At 70.6% G+C, this 25,341-nt stretch carries 26 protein-coding genes, 3 tRNA genes and 1 other RNA gene; 18 read left to right on the forward strand and 12 right to left on the reverse strand.

Annotation, left to right across the window (positions count from 1 at the left end; translation table 11 throughout):
• Positions 1–63: 63 nt before the first annotated feature.
• Positions 64–137 (forward strand) — tRNA-Met (locus tag ACRAKH_RS05125).
• Between the two features lie 251 nt (positions 138–388).
• Positions 389–462 (forward strand) — tRNA-Met (locus tag ACRAKH_RS05130).
• A 53-nt stretch (positions 463–515) separates the two neighbouring features.
• On the opposite strand, the gene ACRAKH_RS05135 is transcribed toward ACRAKH_RS05130, so the two are convergent.
• Positions 516–713: a hypothetical protein gene (locus ACRAKH_RS05135; RefSeq protein WP_380727182.1), complete on the reverse strand. Its 198-nt coding sequence runs from the start codon at positions 711–713 to the stop codon at positions 516–518.
• A 379-nt stretch (positions 714–1,092) separates the two neighbouring features.
• Here ACRAKH_RS05135 and ACRAKH_RS05140 point away from each other — a divergent pair, with 379 nt between their 5' ends.
• The 6 genes from ACRAKH_RS05140 to ACRAKH_RS05165 are packed head-to-tail and all read left to right on the forward strand — an operon-like array spanning position 1,093 to position 5,802.
• A complete protein-coding gene (locus tag ACRAKH_RS05140) occupies positions 1,093–1,593 on the forward strand; it encodes a PadR family transcriptional regulator (RefSeq protein ID WP_380727180.1) in 501 nt (166 codons plus the stop codon).
• Between the two features lie 51 nt (positions 1,594–1,644).
• Entirely contained in the window at positions 1,645–2,745 is a 1,101-nt protein-coding gene (prfB, locus tag ACRAKH_RS05145) for a peptide chain release factor 2 (protein WP_380727178.1), read from the forward strand.
• Positions 2,746–2,802: 57 nt separating this feature from the next.
• On the forward strand, positions 2,803–3,492 hold the full coding sequence (gene ftsE, locus ACRAKH_RS05150; protein WP_380727176.1) for a cell division ATP-binding protein FtsE: 690 nt from the start codon (positions 2,803–2,805) through the stop codon (positions 3,490–3,492).
• Between the two features lie 53 nt (positions 3,493–3,545).
• A complete protein-coding gene (ftsX, locus tag ACRAKH_RS05155; protein ID WP_380727174.1) occupies positions 3,546–4,448 on the forward strand; it encodes a permease-like cell division protein FtsX in 903 nt (300 codons plus the stop codon).
• Between the two features lie 29 nt (positions 4,449–4,477).
• Positions 4,478–4,954, forward strand: a complete 477-nt coding sequence (gene smpB / locus ACRAKH_RS05160) for an SsrA-binding protein SmpB (RefSeq protein WP_380727171.1) — start codon at positions 4,478–4,480, stop codon at positions 4,952–4,954.
• Between the two features lie 14 nt (positions 4,955–4,968).
• Positions 4,969–5,802 (forward strand): amidohydrolase family protein, encoded by an 834-nt coding sequence (locus tag ACRAKH_RS05165; RefSeq protein WP_447009953.1) that lies wholly within the window; start codon positions 4,969–4,971, stop codon positions 5,800–5,802.
• Here ACRAKH_RS05165 and ACRAKH_RS05170 read toward each other — a convergent pair.
• Together ACRAKH_RS05170 and ACRAKH_RS05175 are read right to left on the reverse strand one after the other, a co-directional pair.
• Positions 5,789–6,433, reverse strand: a complete 645-nt coding sequence (locus ACRAKH_RS05170) for a response regulator transcription factor (protein ID WP_380727168.1) — start codon at positions 6,431–6,433, stop codon at positions 5,789–5,791. The genes ACRAKH_RS05165 and ACRAKH_RS05170 overlap by 14 nt on opposite strands.
• Positions 6,421–7,668, reverse strand: coding sequence for a sensor histidine kinase (locus tag ACRAKH_RS05175; protein ID WP_380727165.1), 1,248 nt, complete (start codon positions 7,666–7,668; stop codon positions 6,421–6,423). Before ACRAKH_RS05175 ends, ACRAKH_RS05170 begins: the two co-directional genes overlap by 13 nt.
• Before the next feature lie 167 nt (positions 7,669–7,835).
• Between ACRAKH_RS05175 and ssrA the strand changes: the two genes are divergently transcribed.
• Positions 7,836–8,208, forward strand: a transfer-messenger RNA (tmRNA) gene (gene ssrA / locus ACRAKH_RS05180).
• A 45-nt stretch (positions 8,209–8,253) separates the two neighbouring features.
• On the opposite strand, the gene ACRAKH_RS05185 is transcribed toward ssrA, so the two are convergent.
• The 3 genes from ACRAKH_RS05185 to hrpB form a co-directional block, all read right to left on the reverse strand.
• Complete coding sequence (locus ACRAKH_RS05185) at positions 8,254–8,835, reverse strand: TIGR04141 family sporadically distributed protein (RefSeq protein ID WP_380727163.1); 582 nt, start codon at positions 8,833–8,835, stop codon at positions 8,254–8,256.
• Positions 8,836–9,031: 196 nt separating this feature from the next.
• On the reverse strand, positions 9,032–9,289 hold the full coding sequence (locus ACRAKH_RS05190; protein ID WP_380727161.1) for a hypothetical protein: 258 nt from the start codon (positions 9,287–9,289) through the stop codon (positions 9,032–9,034).
• A gap of 611 nt (positions 9,290–9,900) precedes the next feature.
• Positions 9,901–12,306, reverse strand: a complete 2,406-nt coding sequence (gene hrpB, locus ACRAKH_RS05195) for an ATP-dependent helicase HrpB (RefSeq protein ID WP_447009659.1) — start codon at positions 12,304–12,306, stop codon at positions 9,901–9,903.
• Here hrpB and ACRAKH_RS05200 point away from each other — a divergent pair.
• The 5 genes from ACRAKH_RS05200 to ACRAKH_RS05220 all read left to right on the forward strand — a co-directional run bounded on the left by ACRAKH_RS05200 (position 12,305) and on the right by ACRAKH_RS05220 (position 16,631).
• The gene (locus tag ACRAKH_RS05200) at positions 12,305–13,405 is read left to right on the forward strand and encodes a glycosyltransferase (RefSeq protein ID WP_380723394.1); all 1,101 of its coding nucleotides are present in this window, start codon (positions 12,305–12,307) and stop codon (positions 13,403–13,405) included. The genes hrpB and ACRAKH_RS05200 overlap by 2 nt on opposite strands.
• 4 nt (positions 13,406–13,409) lie before the next feature.
• The gene (locus tag ACRAKH_RS05205; RefSeq protein ID WP_380723395.1) at positions 13,410–14,222 is read left to right on the forward strand and encodes a GNAT family N-acetyltransferase; all 813 of its coding nucleotides are present in this window, start codon (positions 13,410–13,412) and stop codon (positions 14,220–14,222) included.
• Positions 14,223–14,283: 61 nt separating this feature from the next.
• Positions 14,284–15,597, forward strand: coding sequence for an MFS transporter (locus ACRAKH_RS05210; RefSeq protein WP_380723396.1), 1,314 nt, complete (start codon positions 14,284–14,286; stop codon positions 15,595–15,597).
• An 80-nt stretch (positions 15,598–15,677) separates the two neighbouring features.
• A complete protein-coding gene (locus ACRAKH_RS05215; RefSeq protein WP_380723397.1) occupies positions 15,678–16,433 on the forward strand; it encodes a DsbA family protein in 756 nt (251 codons plus the stop codon).
• 125 nt (positions 16,434–16,558) lie between these two features.
• Positions 16,559–16,631 (forward strand) — tRNA-Ala (locus tag ACRAKH_RS05220).
• Between the two features lie 292 nt (positions 16,632–16,923).
• Here ACRAKH_RS05220 and ACRAKH_RS05225 read toward each other — a convergent pair.
• Genes ACRAKH_RS05225 through ACRAKH_RS05240 form a run of 4 tightly spaced genes read right to left on the reverse strand, consistent with a single transcriptional unit; the run spans position 16,924 to position 20,265 of the window.
• On the reverse strand, positions 16,924–18,120 hold the full coding sequence (locus tag ACRAKH_RS05225; RefSeq protein WP_380723398.1) for a hypothetical protein: 1,197 nt from the start codon (positions 18,118–18,120) through the stop codon (positions 16,924–16,926).
• On the reverse strand, positions 18,117–19,415 hold the full coding sequence (locus tag ACRAKH_RS05230; protein WP_380723399.1) for a hypothetical protein: 1,299 nt from the start codon (positions 19,413–19,415) through the stop codon (positions 18,117–18,119). The genes ACRAKH_RS05225 and ACRAKH_RS05230 overlap by 4 nt, the downstream gene beginning before the upstream one ends.
• Positions 19,412–19,741: a hypothetical protein gene (locus ACRAKH_RS05235; RefSeq protein ID WP_380723400.1), complete on the reverse strand. Its 330-nt coding sequence runs from the start codon at positions 19,739–19,741 to the stop codon at positions 19,412–19,414. The genes ACRAKH_RS05230 and ACRAKH_RS05235 overlap by 4 nt, the downstream gene beginning before the upstream one ends.
• On the reverse strand, positions 19,741–20,265 hold the full coding sequence (locus ACRAKH_RS05240) for a YbaB/EbfC family nucleoid-associated protein (protein WP_380723401.1): 525 nt from the start codon (positions 20,263–20,265) through the stop codon (positions 19,741–19,743). The genes ACRAKH_RS05235 and ACRAKH_RS05240 overlap by 1 nt, the downstream gene beginning before the upstream one ends.
• A 776-nt stretch (positions 20,266–21,041) precedes the next feature.
• On the opposite strand from ACRAKH_RS05240, the gene ACRAKH_RS05245 reads away from it, so the two are divergent.
• The 3 genes from ACRAKH_RS05245 to ACRAKH_RS05255 all read left to right on the forward strand — a co-directional run bounded on the left by ACRAKH_RS05245 (position 21,042) and on the right by ACRAKH_RS05255 (position 22,297).
• Positions 21,042–21,455, forward strand: a complete 414-nt coding sequence (locus ACRAKH_RS05245; protein ID WP_380723402.1) for a hypothetical protein — start codon at positions 21,042–21,044, stop codon at positions 21,453–21,455.
• Positions 21,442–21,783 (forward strand): hypothetical protein, encoded by a 342-nt coding sequence (locus ACRAKH_RS05250; RefSeq protein ID WP_380723403.1) that lies wholly within the window; start codon positions 21,442–21,444, stop codon positions 21,781–21,783. The genes ACRAKH_RS05245 and ACRAKH_RS05250 overlap by 14 nt, the downstream gene beginning before the upstream one ends.
• A gap of 127 nt (positions 21,784–21,910) precedes the next feature.
• On the forward strand, positions 21,911–22,297 hold the full coding sequence (locus ACRAKH_RS05255; protein ID WP_380723404.1) for a hypothetical protein: 387 nt from the start codon (positions 21,911–21,913) through the stop codon (positions 22,295–22,297).
• 70 nt (positions 22,298–22,367) lie between these two features.
• Here ACRAKH_RS05255 and ACRAKH_RS05260 read toward each other — a convergent pair whose 3' ends face one another.
• Together ACRAKH_RS05260 and ACRAKH_RS05265 are read right to left on the reverse strand one after the other, a co-directional pair.
• Positions 22,368–22,817, reverse strand: a complete 450-nt coding sequence (locus tag ACRAKH_RS05260) for an iron chaperone (RefSeq protein WP_380723405.1) — start codon at positions 22,815–22,817, stop codon at positions 22,368–22,370.
• Between the two features lie 43 nt (positions 22,818–22,860).
• Complete coding sequence (locus ACRAKH_RS05265) at positions 22,861–23,475, reverse strand: glyoxalase (RefSeq protein ID WP_380723406.1); 615 nt, start codon at positions 23,473–23,475, stop codon at positions 22,861–22,863.
• A 268-nt stretch (positions 23,476–23,743) separates the two neighbouring features.
• On the opposite strand from ACRAKH_RS05265, the gene ACRAKH_RS05270 reads away from it, so the two are divergent.
• Positions 23,744–25,339 carry an ABC-F family ATP-binding cassette domain-containing protein gene (locus tag ACRAKH_RS05270; protein WP_447009660.1) on the forward strand — a complete coding sequence of 532 codons (1,596 nt, stop codon included), beginning with the start codon at positions 23,744–23,746 and terminating at the stop codon, positions 25,337–25,339.
• Positions 25,340–25,341 lie beyond the last annotated feature (2 nt).

Below are 25,341 nucleotides of genomic sequence, written 5' to 3' on the forward strand. Positions count from 1 at the left end.
GGACACGTCCAGGCCACCCGATTTGCATTCCCCGGTAACCACGGCGTAGAGTTCTAAATGCAGCGCGGGGTGGAGCAGCTCGGTAGCTCGCTGGGCTCATAACCCAGAGGTCGCAGGTTCAAATCCTGTCCCCGCTACAAAGTCGGAGAGCCCTGCCCGTGGAGATCACGGGCAGGGCTTTTCCGCATTTGCATTGGGGGTCCGACCCCCAAACCCCGGGCAGGCGGGCTTCGCCCCCTGCACCCCCTGGGGGGCGTTGCCCCCTTGCCCCCCAGTCGGTGCGGGTGAGTGGGGATGTGCCGGTCGGAATGTGGTGTGAGCTGGGGGAATGTGGTTTGGGACCCCCGTGTGAAAGTGGTTTTCGGGGCGTGTATAGTTGTCCTTACAGCGCGGGGTGGAGCAGCTCGGTAGCTCGCTGGGCTCATAACCCAGAGGTCGCAGGTTCAAATCCTGTCCCCGCTACGAAAGTGAAAGACCCCCGGAGATTTCTCCGGGGGCCTTTTGCTATGCGCTTGTCAGGTCATGTTCTCCGCCCAGTACTGGGCGCAGGTCAGCGAGCACACCCGGCCCTCGCCGCTCACCGTGCGGTGCCTGCGGATGTGCTTGCCGCACACCATGCACTCGTCCTTGCCCGCCTGGTCCGGGATCGTGCCCGACGCCCAGGCGCGGGCGTTGCGCACCACCTTGGTCCCCGTCGTCCACTTGATGCCCACAGCTGACCTCCCAGTCGAACGAACACCCGGGGTAATGGTCCCACCACCCGACGTGTTTGCCACGTCGAGAGGACGACATCACCGGGTTGTGCTATCGGGCGCCGGCCCCGTCGGGGCGTGTCGAACGCTGCGCGTGACTCCGCGCTGCCGTTCGAGTGAAGGTCGTGAGGCGGTTTCCCTTGGCGCTCAATGGATTTCCAACTGGTGTGGACAAATGCGGTCAAGCGGCCGAACGCGTGGCGTTGATCAGCCGGCGGTTACGCAGCGATGTTTCCCGTTGCTCCGCTTGGCCCAACTCCACTAGCCCGTGATCAGCCACAGTGGACAGAACGGCTGACCATTGTGGACAGCTCGCGTGAGGCGTGGCACCGTTGGTGGTGTGTCGGACCTGAATGCGACGGCGGCGGCCCTGCTCGGGCTGCTGCACGACGGACCCAAGACCGGTGGCCAGCTCGTGGCTGAGGCCGGAGAGCGCTTCGGCGCGTTCTTCAGCGTCACCCGCAGCCAGGTCTACCGCGAGCTGCCCGCGCTGGCGGACGCCGGCCTGCTTCGCCTCGGCAAGCAGGGACCGCGCTCGAGCCAGCAGTACGTGCTCACGGCGGCGGGCAAGAAGGCGTTCAAGAACTGGCTGCTCTCCGAGCCGGGACCGGACCACCTGCGCAGTCCGCTGATCCTGCGGATGGTGCACGCGGGCTCCCTGACCGCCAAACAGCGGCAAGGGCTCGTGGACTCGGCGCGCGCCAGCTACGGCGCTCAGCAGGAGGCCGCGAAGACCGCTGTCAAGACCGCCGAGGACGCCTACGCCAAGGCGGTCGCCGAATTCGGCCTGGCCCACGCCAAGGCCGTCCTGAAACTGCTCGACGCCATCCCCACGGCCTGAGGCGCGCCCACCGGTCGCGCTCCGCGACCGGTGCCGGCGTAATCTTTGGACGTGAACCCCGACGTCGAAGCAGACATCAAGGACCTCTCCGCCACCCTCGCGAGCATCGAGGCGGTGATGGACCTCGATTCGCTCCGCGCGCAGGTCGCCGATCTGGAGGAGCAGGCGGCCCGGCCCGACCTCTGGGACGACCAGGAGACGGCGCAGCGGGTCAACAGCCAGCTCTCGCACAAGCAGGGCGAGCTGCGCCGCATCACGGGCCTGCGGGACCGCCTCGACGACCTCGGCGTGCTCTACGAGCTGGGCGAGGACGAGGACGACGCGGGCAGCATCGCCGAGGCCGACGCCGAGCGGACCAAGCTCCGCGAGGAGATCTCCTCGCTGGAGGTCCGCACCCTGCTGTCCGGGGAGTACGACGAGCGCGACGCGCTGATCACCATCCGGGCCGAGGCGGGCGGCATCGACGCCGCGGACTTCGCCGAGATGCTGCTCCGCATGTACTCGCGGTGGGCGGAGCGCCACAACTACGGCGTGGACGTCTTCGACACCTCCTACGCGGAGGAGGCGGGCATCAAGTCCGCCACGTTCCGCGTCTCGGCGCCGTACGCGTACGGCACGCTGAGTGTCGAGCAGGGCACGCACCGCCTCGTGCGCATCTCGCCGTTCGACAACCAGGGCCGCCGGCAGACGTCGTTCGCGGGCGTCGAGGTGGTGCCGGTGGTCGAGCAGACCGACCACGTCGACATCGACGAGAAGGACCTGAGGGTCGACGTCTACCGCTCGTCGGGCCCCGGCGGCCAGGGCGTCAACACGACCGACTCGGCGGTGCGCCTCACGCACATCCCGACCGGCATCGTGGTCTCCTGCCAGAACGAGCGCTCGCAGCTGCAGAACAAGGCCACCGCGATGGCCGTGCTCCAGGCGAAGCTGCTCGAGCGGCAGCGCCAGGAGGAGCAGGCGAAGATGGACGCCCTGAAGGACACCGGGTCCAGCTGGGGCAACCAGATGCGCAACTACGTGCTGCACCCGTACCAGATGGTCAAGGACCTCCGCACCGAGCACGAGGTCGGCAACCCGTCCGCGGTCCTCGACGGGGAGATCGACGACTTCCTCGAAGCCGGCATCCGGTGGCGCAAGCAGCGGCAGTCCTGATCGGTCAAGCCGGGTGAGAGGGAAGCTTTACCCAGGCCACGAGTACACTCGCCCCTCGTGATTCGCCTCGAACACGTGTCCAAGGTCTACAAGAGCTCGGCGCGCCCCGCACTCGACAACGTCTCCGTCGAGATGGACAAGGGCGAGTTCGTGTTCCTCATCGGGCCGTCCGGCTCCGGGAAGTCGACATTCCTGCGGCTCCTGCTGCGGGAGGAAGTGCCCAGCAAGGGCCGCGTGTACGTGTCGAACTTCGACGTGGCCAAGATGTCCCGGCGCAGGGTCCCCCGCCTGCGCCAGTCCATCGGCTGCGTGTTCCAGGACTTCCGGCTGCTGTCCAACAAGACCGTGGCGGAGAACGTCGCGTTCGCGCTGGAGGTCATCGGCAAGCCGCGCAACACCATCGTCAAGGTGGTGCCCGAGGTGCTCCAGCTGGTCGGCCTCGACGGCAAGGCGGAGCGGATGCCGCACGAGCTGTCCGGTGGCGAGCAGCAGCGGGTGGCGATCGCCCGCGCGTTCGTCAACCGACCCCTCGTCCTGCTCGCCGACGAGCCGACGGGAAACCTGGACCCCGACACGAGCCAGGACATCATGTTGCTGCTGGAGCGGATCAACCGCACCGGCACGACGGTGCTGATGGCCACCCACGACCACTCCATCGTCGACTCCATGCGCCGCCGCGTGGTCGAGCTCGACCACGGCCGGATCATCCGCGACGACGCGCGGGGTGTTTACGGCGTGGGCCGCTGAGCCCGAGGCCGCCGGACCCCCTCACCCCCCGACCCTGAGGAACGTTCCCCCCGATGCGTACCAGCTTCGTGTTCAGCGAGGTCGTCACCGGCCTGCGCCGGAACGTCACGATGACCATCGCGATGATCCTCACGACCGCGATCTCGCTCTTCCTGCTCGGCCTCGGCCTGCTCGCGGTCCGCGTGGTCGACAAGATGCAGGACAACTACCAGGGCAAGCTCGAAGTGTCCGTGCTGCTGACCAACGACGTCAGCGCGAACGACCAGGACTGCACGCAGCAGCCGTGCGCGGGCCTGCGCAGCCAGCTGGAGACCACGTCCGGGGTCAAGACGGTCGTCTACGAGAACCGCGAGAAGGGCTTCGAGCGGTTCAAGCGGATCTTCGAGGCGCAGCCCGAGCTGGTCAAGCTCGCCCGTCCGGAGGCCATCCCGGCCACGTTCCGGGTGAGCCTGGAGGACCCCGAGCGCGCCGACGTGATCGCGCAGGCGTTCAACGGCAAGGCCGGCGTGAAGTCCGTCAACGACCAGGGCGAGTTCCTGAGCAGGCTGTTCGACGTGCTGAACGGCCTGCGGGACCTCGTGCTCGGCCTGGCGGCGCTGCAGGCGTTCGCGGCGCTGCTGCTGATCTCGAACACCATCCAGGTGTCGGCGTTCACGCGGCGCACCGAGGTCGGCATCATGCGCCTGGTGGGGGCGACCCGCTGGTACACCCAGCTGCCGTTCCTCATCGAGGCGGTGGTCGCGGGCATCATCGGCGCCGTCGTCGGCGTCGGGTTCCTGATCCTCGCCCAGGCCGCGGCCGTGGACCGGGTGTTCGGCGACCTGTTCACGTCGGGAATCCTGCCGCGCATCGGCATGTTGGACGTGTTGGTCATCTCGCCCATCCTGCTGGGTGTGGCGGTGTTGATCTCGGCGCTCACCGGGTACGTCACGCTGCGGTTGTACGTGCGCCTTTAACCGCTGGCGTGCTCACGTAAGGTTTCCCCATGGTCAAGGAACGCGGTCAGAAGGTGATCGCGTCGAACCGCAAGGCTCGGCACGACTACACCATCCTCGACACCTACGAAGCGGGTGTCGTGCTCGTCGGCACCGAGGTGAAGAGCCTGCGCATGGGCCGGGCGTCCCTTGTGGACGCCTTCGCCCAGGTGGACGACGGCGAGATCTGGCTGCACGCGCTGCACATCCCGGAGTACGTGGCGGGTACCTGGACCAACCACGAGGTGCGCCGCAAGCGCAAGCTGCTGCTGCACAAGAACGAGATCGAGCGGCTGATCGGCAAGACCAAGGAGAGCGGTCTGTCGCTGATCCCGCTGTCGATGTACTTCAAGGACGGGTACGTCAAGGTCGAGCTCGCCCTGGCGCGCGGCAAGAAGTCGTACGACAAGCGGCAGGACCTCGCGAAGCGCGACGCGCAGCGGGAGATCCAGAAGGCGCACGGCCGCGCGTTGAAGGGGCGCTACTGAACGGGCTGCCCGGCCTGGTCGACGTGCACGTGCACTTCATGCCGCAGCGCGTGCTCGACAAGGTGTGGGCGTTCTTCGACGAGGCGTCCCGCCACTACGGCGTGGACTGGTCGATCCGGTACCGGCTGCCCGAGGACGAGCGGCTGGCCGTGCTGCGCTCGTTCGGGGTGATCGGCTTCGCGCCCCTGGTGTACCCGCACAAGCCGGGCATGGGCGAGTGGCTGACGGACTGGGCGCTGGACTTCGGCGCCCGCGTCGACGGCGCCGTGCCGACCGCGACCCTGTACCCGGAGCCGGGCGTCGAGGGGTACGTGGCGCGGGCGTTGGCCGCGGGCGCGCGGTGCTTCAAGGCGCACGTGCAGGTCGGCGGGTACGACCCGCGCTCGCTGGACGGCGCGTGGGGCCTGCTGGCCGAGGCGGGGGTGCCGGTGGTCGTGCACTGCGGGCACGGGCCGGTGCCGGGCGCGCACACGGGGCTGGACGTGTTCGAGGACGTGCTGCGGCGGCACCCGTCGCTGGTGGCGGTGCTCGCGCACGCCGGGATGCCGGACTACCTGGGCGCGCTGGACCTGGTCGGGCGGTACGACGGGGTGCACCTGGACACCACGATGGTCGGCGTGCCGTTCACCGAGGCTCAGGCGGCGCTGCCCCGTGACTGGGCGTCACGGCTGGTCGACGTGACCGACCGGGTGGTGCTCGGCTCGGACTTCCCGAACATCCCGTACGACTACTCCGTGCAGCTCGACGCGATCGAGAGCTGGGCGGCCGCCGACGACCGGCTGGGCGAGCCGTTCCTGCGGGCCGTGCTGCACGACAACGGCGCCCGGCTGCTGGCTATCCCAGGTTGAGGTAGGCGAGCACGGCGCGCACCCGGCGGTGCTCCGACGTGCTCGGTTCCAAGCCGAGCTTGGCGAAGATGTTGCCGACGTGCTTCTCCACCGCGCCGTCCGACACGACCAGCGACGCGGCGATCGCGCCGTTGGACAGGCCCTCGGCCATCAGCCCCAGCACCTCGCGCTCACGCTGGGTGAGCGAGTCGACCGGGTTGCGCTTCGACCGCACCATCAGCTGCGTGATGACCTCGTGGTCGATGCTCGTGCCGCCGTCGGCGACCCGGCGCACCGCGGCCACGAACTCCGAGACGTCCGCCACGCGTTCCTTCAGCAGGTAGCCGACGCCGTTCGCGCCGCCCGCCAGCAGCTCCACCGCGTACCGCTCCTCGACGTACTGCGAGAGCACCAGCACCGGCAGGTTCGGCACCCGCTTGCGCGCCTCGATCGCCGCCCGCAGGCCCTCGTCGGTGAACGTCGGGGGCATGCGGACGTCCACCACGGCCAGGTCGGGGCGGTGCTCCTCGATCGCGGCGAGCAGCGCGTCGCCGTCCTCCACCGCCGCGACCGTCTCGATGCCCTCGTCGGCCAGCAGGCGCTGCACCCCCACCCGCAGGAGGACCGAGTCCTCCGCGATCACCACGCGCACGGCAGCTCCGTCCGGATCACAGTCGGCCCGCCGAGCGGGCTCACCACGACGACCACGCCGTCAATCGTCGCAGCCCGGTCCGCGAGGCCCGCCAGGCCACCGCCCGGGCGCACCTCCGCGCCGCCGCGGCCGTTGTCGGTGACCTCCACCACCACGGAGTCCTCCGTGCGGGTCACCGTGACGTGCGCCTCGGTCGCGCCGGAGTGCTTGGCGATGTTCGTCAGCGACTCGGCGACGGTGAAGTACGCCGTGCTCTCGACCGCCGTGGGCGGGCGCGGCTCGACGTCCACGGAGACGTGCACCGGGATCGGGGAGCGCGCGGCCAGCGACGACAGCGCCGCGTCCAGCCCCCGGTCGCCCAGGACGGACGGGTAGATGCCGCGGGCCAGGTCGCGCAGCTCCGAGATGGCGAGCTTGGCGTCCGCGTGGGCCTCGGCGATCAGCTCGCGGGCGCCGTCCGGGTCGCTCTCCATCTTCGTGCGCGCCCGGCCGAGCCCCATGGCCACGGCGACCAGGCGTTGCTGCGCGCCGTCGTGCAGGTCGCGCTCGATGCGCCGGCGTTCCGCCTCGGCCGCCTCCACGCCGCGCGCCCGGCTGGCCGACAGCCGCTGCGCCTCGGCGGACAGCACGCCGTAGCGGGACGGGCCCAGGAGGGACTGCGCGAGCGCCGCGTGGCCCCCGGCCATCGCCTTGAGCATCCGGTGGGCGAGGAAGCCGAGCACCAGGCCCAGGACCGTGACCGGCAGCGCCTTGGCGAACGAGTCGATCAGCCACACGGTGCCGCCGCCGAAGTCCACCTCCCACGTCGCCGGCATCCAGTGCTGGTAGAACGGCAGGAACACCGTGCCGGCGACGACCGACCAGGCCGCCACCGTGAGCGCGAACTCGACCGCGCCGAGCGGCAGCATGATCAGCCAGTAGGACAGGTCGCGCCACGTCGCCGGGTCCCGCGCGATGCCCTTGGCCCGCTTCACCGCACCGTCCTCCAGCGGGCGGTGCGGGCGGGGGATGTCGACGCCCAGCGTCGCCCGCAGCCAGGCCCGTTCGGCGTTCGCCGCGCCGCGCGCCAGGACCAGCGTCAGCACGCCCAGCGGCAGGCCGACCCAGATCACGGCGGTGGCCGCGCTCACCGCGCCCAGCGTCACCAGCAGCACGAACCAGAAGATGCCGGTGACCAGGTTCAGCAGGAAGTACCCGCTGATCCTGACGATGCCCGGGTTGACCCGCGTTGCCATGTTCCCCCACTCCCGAGGCTGGATGTGCCCGACCAGCATCGCCCGAACGTGTGGCCGGAACCATCAGGTCCGCCGGTCGGCGGGGGGTGGGGACAGCCCTACCACCGTAATGGGAATGAACCGGGGTGCGCGGGGCGTTATGCTGTGCGGAGCAGGACCCACGACACGGGGGTGAACGGTTTCGACTTTGTGCGTTGATTCAAGGGAAGCGTGCCGGTGCAGGCGAGAGACCACCGCAAGCGTCATCGCAAACCAATAAGCGCCGAGTCTAACGACCAGCGCGCGTTCGCCCTCGCCGCCTGAGGCTAGGAGCGACGCTGTCGGCCCGGGGGCGCCTCCGCTCCGGTCGCCGGCATCAGCTAGGAGGCTCACCACCGTTCCCGGCCACGGGGAACGGTCGGGACACCCACAGTGGCTGGGCTCATCACGGTGACTTGTCCGCGTGATCACCGGGGCCGAGTAGAGGTGTAGCGGACTGCGCACGGAGAAGCCTTGTTGAGACGGCAGAGGACCCGGGTTCGATTCCCGGCACCTCCACCACCGCGGAGCGGCCCCCTTCCTTCAGGACGGGGGCCGCTTCGGCGTTTACGCGGCCTGGCCGTCCGCCGGCCTCGCCGCTCCCTTCCGCTTCGCGACGAACGGGAGGTCGGCGAACCGCGGTTCGACGCCGTGGTGGCGCGGGTCCTCGTTAAGCCGCAGCGGCTCGACCGGCGAGAGCGCAAAGAGCCGCGCCACGTCCCACCGCCGCCCGGCGATGGCCGGCACCACCACCCTCGAGCGCTCGGTGACGCGCCTGCGGCCGTCCAGCGTGTTCACCTTCGCGTCCAGCTGCTCCAACGCCGCCGGCTCAAGGCGCCGCGCCCAGGCCGACACCCGCGCCCGGGTGACCAGGTGGCTCGCCGCCGTGGCGCGGGTGAGCCACTTGACGTGCACCCGCTCGTCGTCGGGGCCGATGACGCCGGCGAGCTCGAACTCCGGGTGCATGGGCGTGCGGGCGCGGCTTTTGTCGAGGCAGATGAAGGGCGCGCTGCTCGTGAGCGCCAACTCCTGGTCACTGATGCGGATGACGTGCTCCGCCCGGAGAGGGCTGTCGACCACGCGGGTTTCCGCCACCCAGTGGCTTCGCGCGCCGTTGATCGTGATCGGGCCGTCGTACTCGGTGCTCACGTCGGAGTGGAATTTCACGTAGTCCCGAAGTGCTGAGCCGCCGCGGTGGCGGTAGACCGTCGTCGGAGCGGTCGGGTACGGCTGACGTGCCAAAGTTCGAATCCTTCTCTGGTAATCGCACGAGCGCGGCGTTCGACGTGCTGGGAGCACGGAACGGAATCGCGCGGTGCGTGCTGTTGGGTGCAGGTGCGGTCGGTCAGGCGGAGGCGCCGGTGGACGACTCGCTGAACGTCACGATCGCGGCGACGGCGATGACGGCCAGCGGGACGACCGACCAGGCGCCGAGGCACAGCACCACGGCGACGACACCGGGGACGGCCAAGCCGAGAAGCCTGCGGGTGCGGCGGTGAGCTGCGACAACGCTGGTCAAGGGCTTGGCGGCGACGGGCGCCGGCTCACGCGCCGCGGCGCCCGGCTCCCGGACGGCGGCGCCGCCGTCCGGCACGAGGTGCACGAGGACCGTGAGCCGACCGCCCGCGGCTTCGGAACCACCCGGCCGTGGTGGTGGAAAACCTGGATTTGGCCGCCGGTACAGCTCTACACTCAACAGTTGTTCCTCCGAACAGTCTTCTGGTTGCTAGGCCAGGGAGATGCGGTCGGGACGTCGCGCGGCCTCCTGCGCCAACAGGGGGCCGCGTTCCCATTTCTGCCACGGCGCACGGTGACGCCGTTATGAAGCATGCCGGATCGGAGGCTTCCCAACGAGGCGGAATGCCTCTCGGACGTTGTTCCGTCGCCGAACGGACATCCGGCTGCGTCGAGCGGTGTGGGCCGTGTGGTTCAACCGATGGGTGAAGCAGATCGAGGGTTTCCACCGCCCGATACGTGCAGTTGACCTACCGATCAGTTCGGGGGGAATGTCAACGATGTCGGGTCACACGATCGAGTGAATATCATCCGAGATTGGTGACGGGAATTCCTCTCAACTGGGGTTCGGGGCCGTGGCCGAAGATCAAAGAACGCTGTGGCCGACCGGTCCGCCCTGGTCATCGCCGGCGGTCGAACCGTTCACCGCGCCGGGCGATCCACTCGCCGATGACGGCGGACGCGCCGGTATCCCGCGAGTCAGCGGCGGGCGGCGGGGGCGGTCAGCGGGTCTTCCGGCCAGCGGTGCTTGGGGTAGCGGCCGCGCAGTTCCGCCCGCACCCGGGGGTAGCCCGTCCGCCAGAACGACGCCAGGTCGCCGGTGACGGCGGCCGGTCGGCCGGCGGGGGAGAGCAGGTGCAGGACGACGGGGACGCGGCCGTCGGCCAGGCGGGGGGTCTCGGTCCAGCCGAAGACCTCCTGGACCTTCACCGGCAGCACCGGGTCGCCGGTGGAGTAGTCGACCCGGACGCGTGACCCCGAAGGCACTTCGAGGCGGTCGGGGGCGAGGTCGTCGAAGCGGGCGGCGGCGGGCCAGGGGAGGAGCTGTCGGACGACGTGCTCACCGCTGATCCGGGCCAGGTCGGACTTGCGGCGGGCGTCGCCGACGTCCACCACGGCCAGCAGCGCGTCGTCGTCCACGGCCGGCCACGGGTCGCCGATCACGCGGTGCAGGAAGGCCATCCGCTCCCGGGTCCGCAGGCCGTCGGCGTCCCAGCGGAGGAGCCCGAGACCCTCGGTGCGCAGGCCTTCCAGGAGCGCGCGCCGGGTCGCCTCGCGGTCGTGCAACGGCTTGCTGGACAACGTGATCGCGCCCAGCTTGCGCAGCCGGTTCGCGACCACGTCGCCGTCCCACCGGACGTCGTCGACGTCGGCGAGGAGCGTGGCCGCGGCGGCGACCGCCAACTCCTCGTCGGCACGCGCGGCGAGTCGGATGCGGCCGTGCGTGCGGCCCGGTTCGCGGTCGGCGACGGCCACGGCCAGCCACTCGGCGTCGGCCAGGCCGCTGCCCGGCGGCAGCTCGGCCGCCGTGCCGCCGGCCATCAGGTACACCGGGGAACCGGGGGAACGGCGGCGGGCCAGGCGTTCCGGGTACGCGAGGGCGACGACGAGGGCCGGGTCGGCGGAAGTCTGGGCAGTCGGGGACGTCGGGGACGCGGGGGCGCTGACCAGCGCGGACAGGCGGCGGACCTCGCGGGGGTCGGCGTCGCGGGTCGTCAGCTCGATGCCGGAGCTCGCCCGGTCGTCGTCCAGCAGGGCCACGACCTCGGCCGCCCTGCGCGCGCCGACGGCCGCCGCGCCGTCCAGCAACGCCCGCGCCAGCCTCGGGTGGAGGCCGAGGTCGGCCATGCGGTGGCCGCGGTCGGTCGCGGCGCCGTTCGGGTCCAGCGCGCCCAGCGCGCGCAGCACGGATCGGCCCGCGTCCAGCGCGCCCTGCGGCGGGGCGTCCCACCAGGCGAGCCCCGACCCGTCCGGCACGCCCCAGCACGCCAGTTCCAGCGCCAGCCGGGTCAGGTCGGCGGTGCGGATCTCCGGCTCCGGGTAGCGCGGCAACGTGCTGTGCTCGTGCGCGGGCCAGCAGCGGTAGACGCGGCCCGGCGCCTCACGTCCGGCGCGACCCGCGCGCTGGTCGGCCACGGCCGCGCTGACGCGGACCGTCGCGAGCCCGGACAGGCCGCGCCGGTGGTCGACGCGGGGCACGCGGGACAGGCCCGAGTCCACCACCGCCCGCACGCCGGGCACGGTCAGGCTGGACTCGGCGATCGCGGTGGACAACACGACCCGTCGCCGGCGACCGGGCCGCAGCGCGTCGTCCTGCGCCGTGGCGGTGAGGCGGCCGTGCAGCGGCAGCACGTCCACGTCGTCGCCGACCAGCGAGGCCACGCGCCGGATCTCCGCCACGCCGGGCAGGAACGCGAGCACGTCACCGTCCACTTCGGACAACGCTTGGCGGACGGCGCGGGCTACGGTGGTCTCGACCCGTTCGCCGCGCGCGGGCGGGGTGTGCGCGACGTCCACCGGGAACGTGCGCGCGTCCACGCGGATCACCGGCGCGTCGCCGAGCAGGTGCGCCAGGCGGTCCGCCGCGACGGTCGCGGACGTGGCCAGGAGCCTGAGGTCCGGTCGCAGCCCGGCCCGCGCGTCGAGGAGCAGCGCGAGCAGGAGGTCCGCGTCGAGGTGACGCTCGTGGCACTCGTCCAGCAGCACCGTGCCGACGCCCGCCAGCTCCGGGTCGTGCTGCAACCGCCGCACCAGCAGGCCCGACGTGACGACCTCGATCCGGGTGTCCCTGGACGTCTTGCGGTCGCCGCGCACCGCGTAGCCGACGGTCCGCCCGACCGGTTCGCCGAGCAGGCTCGCCATGCGCGCGGCGGCGGCGCGGGCGGCCAGGCGGCGGGGCTCGGCGACGACCACGCGACCGTCCAGCGCCAGCGGCACCAACGTCGTCTTGCCCGTTCCGGGCGGCGCCACCAGCACCGCCGAGCCGTGCGCGGTCAGCGTGGCCGCGATCTCGCCGAGCAGCGGGCGGATCGGCAGGTTCGGCAGGTTCGGCAGGTCCACGGTGAGCCAGTGTCGCCCCACCGGCCTGTGCCATTGTGGACGCATGGGGAAATGGGGTGTCCTCGGCGCGACGGTGGCCCTTGCCCGCGCGGCCGCGACGATCAAGGTGTGGGGCGAGGTCAAGCGCCTCCCGACGACCGCGGTGGACGCCGGGCCCGTCACGGTGGTCGTGCCCGCGCGCGACGAGGAGCGCGTCATCGACCGCTGCCTCACGGGGCTGCGCAAGCAGGAGCACGCCGACCTGCGGATCGTGGTGGTGGACGACGGGTCGACCGACCGCACGGCCGAGGTCGTGCGGCGGCACGAGGCCGAGGACCCGCGGGTGCGGCTGGTGGTCAGCGCGGGACCGCCGTCCGGCTGGGCGGGCAAGGTGCACGCGCTGCACCTCGGCAGCGCCGACGTCGACACCGACTGGATGCTGTTCGTGGACGCCGACACCGAGGCCGCGCCCGACCTGGTCGGCCGGCTGCTGGCGAGCGCGCGCCGCGACGGGGTGGACCTGGTGTCCACGTCGGGCCGGGCGAGCGGGCCGAGCGTCGGCTGGTGGCTGCTGCTGCCGCCGGTCAACCAACTGCTGTTCGAGACGACGACCACCGACGGGCGGCGTGGCATGGCGCTCGCCGTCGGCCACTGCATCCTGGTCAGCCGCGCCGCGTACGAGCGGGCGGGCGGCTGGGCGGCGATCGCGGGGTCGCGCGCGGACGACGTCGGCTTCGCCACCCTGGTTCGCGACACCGGCGGCCGGACGCGGTACGTCGACGGGTCGGACTCGCTGGTCACGTACGGGTTGGACACGTTCGGCGACACGTGGACGTCGATGCGCAAGAGCATGGTCGCCGGGATGGCGCTGTACGCGAAGGGGCCCGCGAGCGCGTTCCTGTCGCTCGGCTCGACCGGGCTCGCGCACCTCGCGTACGGGGTCGTGCCGGTGGTGAGCGCGCTGCGCGGGTCCAAGCTCGGGATGCTGACGTGGCTCGCGCAGTCCGTCGCGCAGTGGGCGTTCCTGCGCCGTACCCGGCAGCCGCGGTCCGCCGCCGTGCTCGCGCCGCTGGCCTACGCCACGTTCGGCGCGATGTCGTTGGAGGCGGCGTGGCAGGCCCTGCGCGGCACGACGAAGTGGAAGGGCCGGGACGTGCGAGGCTGAGACCGTGGTTGACCCGCTGCGCGACCCCGACGACCCCGAGCTGCTCGACCCGTACCGGGCCCGTGAGCTGGCCGGGCTGGTGGAGACGACCCGGCTCGCGTCCGGCGCCGTCCGGTACGGCAAGGTCGGCCGCGTCGGCGTGGCCCAGGTCGTGGTGAACCGGGACAACCCGCTGCCCGGCGGCAACCACGCGTGCGCCGTGTACGGGTCGTCCGCCGAGGTCGCGGGCACGCTGATGCGGCTGGAGCAGACGTTCGCCGACGTGGGGCGGGCCGAGGCCGTGGTGTACGCGTCGCCGACGACGGTGGCCGAGATCGAGGGCATCGCGGACGACACCGGCTGGCACGCCGTGGAGGAGTCGCTGGCCGTCGTGCACCGGGGCGAGGTGCGGACGTCGCCGCTCGTGCGGCCCGCGCGGGACACGGACCTCGAAGGCATCGCCGAGCTGCTGGCCGACGACCTGGGGGTGGACGCCGCGCGGCTGCTGCGGCACCTCGGGCAGCGGTTGGACGACCCGCGGTGCGTGTTCGTCGTGGTGGACGACGGCGACCGGATCGGCGGGTTCGCGTCCGGGTTCGGCGAGCGCCGGGTCGGGTTGGTGGAGCACGCGGTCGTGCGGCCGGCCCGTCGTCGGCGCGGGTTGGGCAAGGCGCTGGTGCTGGGCGTGGTGGCCGAGTTGCGGGAGGCCGGCGCGCTGCTGGTGGCCTCGCACGTGGCCGAGGGCGGCGCGGGCGAGCGGTTCGTGGAAGCGTGCGGCTTCGACGTTTGTTATCCGGTGACGGCATACGCGCGCAGGGTCGACGAGCTGCTCGATTGAGTATTTAGTTGCCGTACCGCATATCCTTAGCACAGCTAACGGAGATCGGAAGGGGCGCACAGTGCTGGGGACCGGGTCCGACGTGAAGTCCAAGCCCCGGCTGCCCGGCGAGGTGTGGGTCCTCGTCGTGGCGAGCTTCATCATCGCCCTCGGGTTCGGCATCGTCGCGCCCGTCCTGCCCGCCTACGCCAAGAGCTTCGACGTCGGCACGTTCGCCGTGTCCGCCGTCGTCAGCGCGTTCGCGCTGGTCAGGCTCCTGTTCGCGCCGATGAGCGGCCGCCTCGTCAACCGGTTCGGCGAGACGTGGGTTTACATCGTCGGCATCCTCATCGTGGCCGTCGGCACCGGCGCGTGCGGCTTCGCGACCGCGTACTGGCAGCTCATCGTGTTCCGGTCGTTCGCGGGCATCGGCTCCACCATGTTCACCGTCGCCGCCGTCGGCCTGCTCATCCGGATCACCCCTGCGCCCATGCGCGGCCGGGCGTCCGGGCTCTGGGCCACCGGCTTCCTGCTCGGCAACATCGGCGGACCCATCGTCGGCGCGGCGCTCGTGGAGATCTCCATCCAGGTCCCGTTCGTGACCTACGCGGTGGCCCTGGTGGTGGCGGCCCTGGTCGTCTGGTGGTACCTGCGCAAGTCCACGCTCGCCGCGTTGGACAGCTCGAACGAGAACGCGTTCATGTCGATGCGCACAGCCGTGCGGCTGTCGGCGTACCGGGCGGCGCTGGCCTCCGGGTTCGCCAACGGCTGGGCGGTGTTCGGCGTGCGGATCTCGTTGGTGCCGCTGTTCGTGGTAGAGGCGCTGCGCAGCACACCCGCCATCGCGGGCATCTCGCTGTCGGTGTTCGCGGCCGGCAACGCCGCCGTGCTGATGATCTCCGGGAAGCTGTCCGACTCCATCGGCCGCAAGCCCGTCGCCATCGCCGGCCTCGCCGTGTCCGCGATCGGCACGGTCTGGCTGGGTTTCAGCGGCAACGTGCCGATGTTCATGGTGGCGTCGCTCGTCGCGGGCATCGGCGCGGGCCTGCTCAACCCCCCGCAGAACGCCGTCGTGGCCGACGTGATCGGGACCAAGGCCAGGGGCGGCCCGGTGCTCGCCGGGTTCCAGATGGCCGCCGACTGCGGCGCCATCATCGGCCCGCTGCTCGCCGGCGTGCTCGTCGACCAGTTCTCGTACCAGGCCGCGTTCACCCTGACGGGTGCGATGGCCGCGGTGGCGCTCGTGTTCTGGCTCTTCTCGCCCGAGACCCTGCCGCGGGCGGACGACACGCACGTCGCGTCCGACGTGGCCGGCGAGTCCGGCTGCCTCGACGAAGGCCCCGAGGTGCCGGTCGGCGAGCGGGTGGCCGGCAGGCCGCGTCAACCGGACGCGTGACGCCTCCCGTCGCCACTCAGGTTCCGCTCAGCATCGCTCGGTAGCGTGCGGGCGACGTTGAGCGGGAAGGATTGAGCGACGTGGGTGGCGCGGAGCGCAACGCTCGGAAGAAGAAGCAGGCGCAGCGGGCGGCGAAGTCGGTGACCGCGGCACGGGCGACGTCCGGCGACCGGACCAAGATCGTGATCGGTGTGGTGGTCGTCCTGGTGCTCGCCCTGGTCGTGGTCGGCGGGGTGATCTGGTCCAAGTCGGGCGAGGACGACGCGCTGACCGTGCCGCCCGGGGTCACCGGAGTGTCCGCGCCGATCGTTCGCGAGGGCGGTGTCGTGGTCGTCGGCAAGGACGGCGCCAAGGCCACCATCGACGTCTACGAGGACTTCCTCTGCCCCGCGTGCGGCAGCTTCAAGAAGGCGTACGGCGACCAGATCAAGCGTGAGATCGAGGCCGGCACGCTCAAGGTCAAGTACCACGTGCTGCCGTTCCTGATCCGGTACTCGTCGCCCGAGGGCTACTCGCGCGACGCGGCGAACGCGGCGCTGTGCGCGGCCGACGAGGGCAAGTTCTGGGAGTACCACGAGGTTCTGTTCGCCGAGCAGCCGGACGAAGGCGGTCCGGGGCACACCAAGGCGGAGCTGGTGAAGCTCGGCGCCGACCTCGGGATCACCGGCGAGGGGTTCAAGCAGTGCGTCGAGAGCGGCGCGCACGAGGCCGAGGCGCAGTCCGACCTGGACGCCGTGAAGGCGACCGGGAAGTTCGCCGGCACCCCCACCGTGATGAAGGACGGCGAGGTCGTCGACTGGGACGGCGACGACTGGCTCACCAACCTCGTGAAGTAGCCCCGCACCCCGTCTAGCAGCCCGTATGCCGCAGGGGACCCCCGATTTCGTCGCCGGCGGGGCCGTGTTGTACGGTATTGCCACACGAGAACGGCGGCCCCAACCGCCGGGAAACGTGCAGGCAAGGGGCTGTGGCGCAGCTGGTAGCGCATCACACTGGCAGTGTGAGGGTCAGGGGTTCGAGTCCCCTCAGCTCCACAATCGAATATCGCATACGAATCGCCCGCTGACCTGCGGTAATGCAGGTGGCGGGCGATCTTGCTTTTCCGACCACTGTGGACTGGCCCTGCCGATCTGGAGCAAATCTGGAGCAGGAGCGTGCGCCGCGCGAAGGTTGTCAGCTGTGTGCTCCAGGTCTCGTCAACTCGGCAGAGAGACCTGTGAGTGACGTTTCGGTGGTCGCAGCGGTTGTCGATGTCTGGTTCCGGTGCGTCCCCCGCGACGGCCTTGGACGACTATCAGCGGGCAGGGCTTGTGGGCCCGACCCAGGTCATCGCTTCTTGCGCTTGCCGGAGCGCGGCACGGTCCCGGTCTTCGCTCGGGCAGGGGGTTCGGGGTACGCCTCGATGTAATCCTGCCCCTGCATGAAGCTCAGGAAGCTCTTCACCACCAAGCGGTACAGGACGTACAGGAACCCGATCGAGGCAGTAGCGAGGATCGCGACGTTCCAGGGGTTCACCGCCCCGTCCACGACGTAGAACTGTTCCTGCCAATTCTTCGATCCCGTGACCAGCGACAGTGTCATGCCCGACAAGGCGAAGAGTGGCATCAGGAGGAAGCCCGCCACGGGGATCAGGCGGTAGGGCCGGTAGTCGGTGCGGTAGTGGACGCCGGCGCGGCGCTGGAGGTGGGTGAGCGCGTTGGTTCTCCGGACACCGCTTCTCCGCCGCCACTCGTCCTCGGTGAGTTCGCCCTCGTCGACTTCCACGCCGGCTGATCGGGCCTCGACCGCGCGCAGGACGGCGCGTCCGACCTCGTTCGTGACCGGCACGAGCAGTTCACGTGCGGTGCCGAGGATGTGCAGCGCGGGACCGGCAGTCACGTCGAACTCGCGTGTGTTCGCCTCCGGCAGGCCGGAGAACACCAGCACCCGGCAGACCGTCTCCTGCTCGACGTCAACCAGTTCGATGGACCGAAGCGCCTGCCACGGCACCGCGACCGCGTCACGTGACCGCTTCCGGCGTGAGCCCAAGCTGTCCAGCACGAGCCTGTCGTGCCGAACGCACAACCGCGCCTTGAGACCCCTGACGCGGAACGGGATCTCCAGCCTCGACGCGATCAACCCGTCCGTGACGGGGCGGGTCATGACGAACCGTACGGCCTCGCTCAACCCCCAGCAGGCCGCGGTCAACCCCGCGCCGATCGCGAGCGCGATCGGCGAGTTTCTTCTTGACGCGATGGACAGGCAGGTGAAGACCGCGAGGGACAGACCCGGAAATGCCGCCCAGCGGGTCCAGATCGCCCACATCGTCGTCCGGTGCCGATGCCACCACAGTCCGGTGCCGATGATCCCCCAGATGCCGATGCCGCCCACCAGCATGTCGACCAGCCCGGTCGAGGACGGATCGGCTCGGCCCGCGAGTTCGGCGTCCCACGCGTCAAGGCGCGTGTAGGCGACGACCGGTACGACTGCGCCGAGGGCGGCCAGGACCAGTCCGGCCGTCCTGCGCGCGAGCACCTCGATCACAGCTCGCCTTCCATGCGCTGGAACGGGTCTGTCCGACCCGCGTCCCCGTGCTGCTCCTCCCAGTGCTTGCGCCAGGCTTCGTCCTTCACGTCCTGTTTGGCCTGGGCATCGGCTTCGCGGTGGGTCTGGTCGCTCCACTCCTGGACCGCCGCGTTGCCGAGGATCTTGGGGTAGTTCGGGAGGCTGAACTCCGGCCGACCTGGTCCGATGGACATCTCTCGTTCGAGCATGTCGCCGGCGTTGTCCAGCCGGGGGGCGTCGGTGCCCATGCGTTCGCGGAGGTTGTCGTTGCGCGTGCCTGCCAGCGAGTCGATCGCGTCCTTCTTGTCGCCTTTCAGTTTCTCGCCCTGCTCGCCGAGCGCCTCCAACCGCTTGGCGTCGCCTGCGTCGAGCTTGCCCGCCTGTGCCTTCTTCGCCATGTTCAGGGCCTGGTTGGCGTGTTTCGCGGCGTCGCGGTTGTAATTCGTGACGGTCTTCTCGAGGTTCTTGGTCGTGCCCTTGAGGATGTTCCGCGAATTCTTGGCATCGTCGGCGACCTTCTCGAGCTGCTTGACCACCTTGCTGATCTTCTTGGCGTTCTTGCCTGCCGTGATCGCGCCCTGCGCGACGGTGTCGGCGATGAACGCCGCCTGGGACGCGCCGAACGTGACCGGTGCCAGCGCGGTCGCCGCCGCGAACTTGATGATCGCGTTGGACACGAACGTCGCGATGGTGTCCCGGACCGCGCCGCGCACGACACCGACGGCCGACGCGGCCACCGTCATGGCCCGGGCGGCGGAGGTGGCGTGGTCGGCGCCACCCGCGACCACGTTCGAGAAGTCCTGCACGGCCTTGCGGTAGCCGTCGATCGCCGCGCCCTGCAAACCGCTCAGCGTGTCGAGGGTGTCGGAGTACTTCTCGGAGGTCTCCCGCATGCGCTCGGCGATGTTGCTCCAGGTCGTCGCCATCGCGTTCACGGCGTCCGGGTCGCCAGCGAGCAGGTCGAGACCTTCCTTGAGGAACCCGATGTGCTCGATGAGCCAGCCGATGCCCGCGGACAGCAGGCTGCCCAGCGGGTTGGTCACGAACCCGAGGAGGTCCATGCCGACTGCGGCGAGGTCACCGGCGACGGCGCCCCAGTCACCCTTGACGCCGTCGTAGATCGTGTTGGCGGCGCTGCCGAAGATGCCGGAGGCGTCCCACGCCTGGGTTGGGCTGTCGAAGTTGGAGAACCCGGCGAGGTCCTCGGCCTTGAACCCCTCGGTCGCGTTGAGCGGGTTCAGCTCCGTGATGTTCTTCGATTCCCCGTCGGTCACGGCTTCGCTCCGTCCAAGCCCTCACGCAGCTCCCGGAACACCTGCGCCATCGACTCCTCCTGGTCCGCGTAGCTCTGGCGCATGCCGGCGAAACGCTCGACCACGGCGCCACCCGCTTCTTTGACCTTGCCGACGTACTCGCTCGCGTCGTCCGTCCAGTTCTTCATGACCATGGCGAAGAACTGGCCGACGACGCCCCACGCCTGCACGTTGCCGACGTAGTCGGACGCCGCGTCCGCCGCGTCGGGGAGTCCTGCGACGAGTGCCTTGAGCTCGCGCTCGTGCGCTTCGAGCACCGCGAGGTCGACCTGGTACCCGTCGGACATCACCAACCACCGTCCTTCTTGAACGGGCCGCGTTGGTCGTAATCGGTGTCGTCGTCCTCGACCGGACGGCGCACCGGCCGGACAGGTGGCGTCTGCCGAGTCACCGCCGCGTCCTGCTGTTCCTCGTTCACCACGAACTGCCGCTGCGATTGTGGCTCCCGGGTGTGCTCGTCGGGGACCTCGATCGGCGGGATCTGCTCTTGGACGAAACGCATCGCGTCGCTGTTGTCGCCGATCACCGGTGCCATGATCGTGGCGATCCGGTCGACGGCCTGGGCCTGGGCGCGCTTGGCCGTGGACACCACCAGTGCGGCCAGGCGTTCCTTCGGCATGTCGTCGGCCTTCGAACCGAACGACAGGCTCATCAGGGCGCCGCCCGCGCTGACGCTCACGCTCACCGCGCCGTCGGAACTGGTGGCGGAACCGGTCAGCTCGGCGATCCTCGCCTTGGCTTCCTCTGCCCGCTCCAGGAGGGCGGACGTGCGGCTCTCGTAATCTTCGATCATCCGGTGGGGGTCGGTCATCAAGCCCTCCTCATGAGGGGATCAACACGCCGACGCGATGCGGCGCAGCCGTAGGCACCATTTCCGGCGTTGGCGGGAGCCTGAATCGCCATCGTGGTAGTACCGCTGTACAGAGCTTTGCCGGGCGTCTCGGCTACGAAGTTGATCCGCTTGCCCGCTTCGGCCCGCATGCCGCCCGCTTCTTCGGCCATGACTCCGCGTGTTCCCCTTGCTCCTCCAGCCGGTAGGCGATGATGGCAGAGCGAGGGTTCCGCTGTCAGGCGAAGTCGTCACTCATGCGGTAGGACGCTGCTTCAGAGCGTGATCGACTGCCGGAGCCGCGCCACCCCCGCGATGATCGATGAAGCGGTCCAACTGACCACCGACCGGGACGCGCCGCGTACCGTGTGCCCCGCCACCTGCCCGTGCCCGACGCCACGGTGCAGGACGCCTGCGCCAACAGGTTCCGTGGACCGCGGGTGCGACCGTCGCCGATCTCACCAACGACTACGCGTTGTACCCGTACGCCGATCTGGCGGTGCGCACCTGGGCGGACCGCCTACCGACCAGGCGAACCTGGCCCGGAACCGAACCGGAGTCCGCCCGTCTCTGGGCACGGTTGGCGGGCAAGGACCTGTCCGCTTGGACGCTGCTCACACTCGCATGGGGAGTACGTCATGCCAGTACCTCAGGAGCCGTCGCAATCTGACCTATCCGCAGCACTGATCACCCTCGCAGACCGACTCCTGCCTAATGACCAAGAGTCGCTCGCCCGGTTCTACCCGCAGGGACTGGACTTGACCGGCCTGGTGTTGCGGTCGATTCGGTTCGAGCGCCGAGGCCCGGGCTGCACGCTGCGCGTCGACCTGCCGGTCGCCTCGGACGTGCCCGGCTACCGCCGCGTGCAGGCGCACCTGGGATTCCTGGCGGTCGATGACGTCCGGTTGTCCGGCGGCGCGGTGCTCCTGGCCACTGTGTCGGTCGAGTTCGCGGAACGGCCGAGGGCGAGGCTGGCCGTGTCGGTGACCGGCGAGGCGTTGCGCCTGACGCTGACGTGTGCCGAGCAGTTCCGCTTCGGCAAGATCAGCGCCCACAACTCGCCTCCGTACGAGGTGGACGACGGGCCGCACGAGTTCACGAGCAGGCTGGACCAGCGGCTGTACACGGCAGTACCCGGACCGGAGATCGACACCTACCATGAGCGCATCTGACCTGTCGGCGTTCGAGCTCTACGCCCTGCACTGGGACGAACGCGACCAAGCGATCACCGCGTCCTTCGAAGGACCGCTGGACGAAGCCACCCGTCGGAGCTGGGAGGCGCCACCCGAGCATGACTGGGTGCGGTTCCACCTCAGGTTCGCCGTGGTCGACGACGTGGAGGTGCGCGGCTGGAGCCACCAGTTGCCCACCAGGGTGGAGCAGGTACCGGTGGGGGACCGGGTATCGGTCACGGTGACGGGAGAGGGCACCGACGTCAGGTTCACGGCGGCCCCTGCCGTGCTGGTGGGGAGCCGGACGTCCGTAGCCGGGTCGCTCTAACCAGCACGCGCAACGGCACCAAGAGCTGACGTTGTCTCATTCATCGATCATGGGCATGAGCCTGCACGATTGAGTCTTGGTGGCTGTGAGTGCGAATGGGGTGGGCGTGGGGATTCGGTGGTGGGCGGTGGGGTTGGGGCGTGTTCGGGAGCCCGATTTGCGGCCGTTGACGTGGGAACGGTTGGTTTTGTTGCGTGAGAGGGCGAAGGCGCGGGGGTATGCCGGGCGGGCTTGGCGGGACGGCTTGGATTACGTCGTCAACGAGTCGGCGTTCATCTGGCTCCAGGTCGGGGACGAGATCGGTGACGGGGTGGTGGTGTGCAACCTCGTGGTGTCGCAGGTGGAGTTCGCGGGAGTTCGGCCGGTGGGCAGTTCGGTTCGGCGGCACACCTTGCACGTGCATCGGGGTGACTTGCGGCGGTTGAGGCGTGCTTCTGCGGAGGAGGTGGGGCGCGCCTACTTCGTGTTGCAGTCCGCGTTGCCGCTGGATCTCGATGAGGTCGGGCACTGGTGACGGTGGGCCGTGATTGCAGTGGGTGCGGGGTGGTGCCTTCGATGGGGCAGCGAGGGCTGATGACAGGTGGTTAGGCCACGGCTTGGCGCACCAGGGCGGTGAGGCGCTTTTCGATCTCTGGGGTGATCTTGGTCAGGGCGAACGACGTAGCCCACATCGCGCCGTCGTCCAGCTTCGCGGTGTCGTTGAAGCCGAACGTGGCGTAGCGGGCCTTGAACTTGTCGGCGCTCTGGAAGAAGCAGACGACCTTGCCGTCCAGCGCGTACGCGGGCATCCCGTACCAGAGCTTCGGCGCCAGCATCGGCGCGTTCTCCTTGACGATGGCGTGGACCCCTTCGGCCAGGACCCGGTCGGCGTCCGGCATCTCGGCGATCTTCGCGAGCAGGTCGCGCTCGGCCTCCGCCGCCTTGTCGGCGCGCGACCCCCGGCGTGCCTCCTTCTTCAGCTCTTGCGCGTGGTCCTTCACGGCGGCGCGTTCCTCGGCCGTGAAGCCCTCGTGGGTGCTGGTCTTGCGGGCCATCGTGGAGTCCTTTCCGGAGTCGTGAAGTGGGATTGTGGCGAGGTCAGGACAGGTTCGCCATCGCGGTGGGTTCCCAGGTGAAGCCGTCGGGGTCGGTGAAGGCCGGGCCGGCGATCGTGATGCGGTGGGAGCCTGCGCCGTCGGGGGATACGCCGAGGTCCTTGGCGAGGGCGCGGCGGCGGTAGAGGGCGAGCGTGACGGGGCCCGTGGCGAACTCGACGTACCTGCGGCCGAAGCTCTTGGCGACGGTGAGGCCCTGGTCGACGTAGAAGCGCTTGCTCGCGGCCACGTCGGCGACGCCCAGCAGGAGCACGACGGCGTCAACCCGCTTCGACGGCGGCGCGGTGTCCTTCTTCGCCGAGGTGGCGACCTTCCAGATCGTGCCGTCCGGGGCCTGGACGACGCCGCCGTAGCCCCACAGCGACTTCGCGGCGGGCTTGAGCACGGTCGCGCCGGCGTCCACGGCGGCGGTGACGAGGGCGTCGACGTCGGCGGGCTGGGACACGCCGAGCGACAGGGTGAACCCGCGGAAGCCCGTGGTGGGTTCCTGGGAGGCACGCAGGCGCAGCAGGGCGCCGAGCCCGAACGCGGCGGTGTAGAAGCGTTCGGCGGCGGCGGGGTCGGCCACGTCGAGGGTGACGGTGTCGATGGAGGTCATGTCGACAACGCTAGGTGCGGGCCGGTGACCAGTGCTTCTTGATTCCTGATCGGTCGCCGGAGTGGGCGGAGCGGCGGGTTCGCGTCGGCGACGGCCCCTGCCCGGGTGGGTGAAATCGCGGTGCGTGGTGGGGCCGGGTTGTCCTAGCCTGGTGACGTGATGCAGCACCTGTTCTTCCTCTGAGAGGACGACGCCTCCACCGGCACCGCGGACCGCGGTTCCGGACTTCGTCCTTTCCGCTCATCACTTCTCGTGGAGGCAAGCCCTCATGTCGTCCTCTCTGTCGCCGGCGCGCGTGCGCACGGCTCACGTCCGCATGTCGGGCGTACACGTCTCGTTCGGCGGACGGCCCGTGCTCGCCGGGGTCGACCTCGTCGCCGCCGCCGGTGACCGGGTCGCCGTGGTCGGCGAGAACGGCCGGGGCAAGACCACCCTGTTGCGGGTGCTCGCCGGTGACCTGCCCGTCGACCGCGGCGACGTGGTCCGCGCCGGGTCGGTCGGTGTCGCCGACCAGCAGATCCCGCCCGTGGACACCGTCGGCGACCTGATCGACCTGGAGCTGACCGCCGTGCGTGCCGCCCAGGCCCGCTTGGAGCACGCCGCGCAGGCGCTGACCGACGGGCGTCCCGACGCGGGTGACGCCTACGCCGCCGCGCTCGCGGAGGCCGAGGCGCTCGACGCGTGGGACGCCGACCGGCGGGTGGAGGTGTCGCTGGCCGCGCTGAACGCCGCCGACGACCGCGCCCGCCCGCTCGGCACGCTCTCGGTCGGGCAGCGCCACCGCGTCCGGCTCGCCTGCCTGCTCGGCGCCGGGCACCCCGTGCTGCTGCTGGACGAGCCGACCAACCACCTCGACGCGAGCGGGCTGGACCACCTGACCGAACGGCTCCGCGCCCACCCCGGCGTGGTGGTGCTGGTCAGCCACGACCGGGCGCTGCTCGCCGACGTCGCCACGACGGTGGTCGACCTCGACCCGTCCAGCGACGGCCGGCCGCGCGTGCACGGCGGCGGCTACCGCGGTCACGTCGAAGCCCGCCGCGCCGAACGTGCCCGCTGGGAGGCCCTGCACGCCGAGCAGGTCGCCGAGCGGGAACGGCTCGCCGACGACCTGTCCGCGGCGCGGAACCGGTTGCGCGACAACTGGAGGCCGGCCAAGGGGCACGGCAGGCACACGCGTGCCACCCGTGCGCCGGGCCTGGTCCGGGCCGTGCACCGGCGGCAGGAGGCGTTGGCGGCCCACGTGGTCGCGGTCCCGCCGCCGCCGACCGGGTTCGCCATGCCGGAACTCCCGCGGGACGGCGGCACGGCGGTGCTGCGGGCCGAGGGCGCGACGGTGGCGGGCAGGCTCGTGACGCCCGCGGACGTGGCGCTGGACTCCGGCGACCGGCTGGTGGTGACGGGCCGCAACGGCGCGGGCAAGTCGACGTTGCTGGCGGTGTTGGCCGGTGAGCTGGAGCCGACCGCGGGCACGGTCACCCGGGCGCGGTCGGTGCGGGTCGGGTACCTGCGCCAGGAGTCGGAGCCGGTGGGCCGGCGCACGGCGGTGGAGTTCTACGACGAGCGGGTGGCGCGGTCGGGCGTGCCCGGACCCGCGCTGGCCGAGCTGGGGCTGGTGGACGCGTACGACGCGCACCGGCCGGTGGCGGAGCTGTCGGTGGGGGCGCGGCGGCGACTGGACCTCGCCGGGGTGTTGGCCGCCCGCCCGCACGTGCTGCTGCTGGACGAGCCGACCAACCACCTGTCGGCCGCGCTCGTCGACGAGCTGACCGCCGCGCTCGGGTCCACGCCGGCCGCGGTCGTGCTCGCGACGCACGACCGGAAGTTGTTGCGAGACACCAATTCCTGGCCGCGCCTGGCGTTGTGAAC

This window comes from Saccharothrix hoggarensis, from assembly GCF_052936025.1.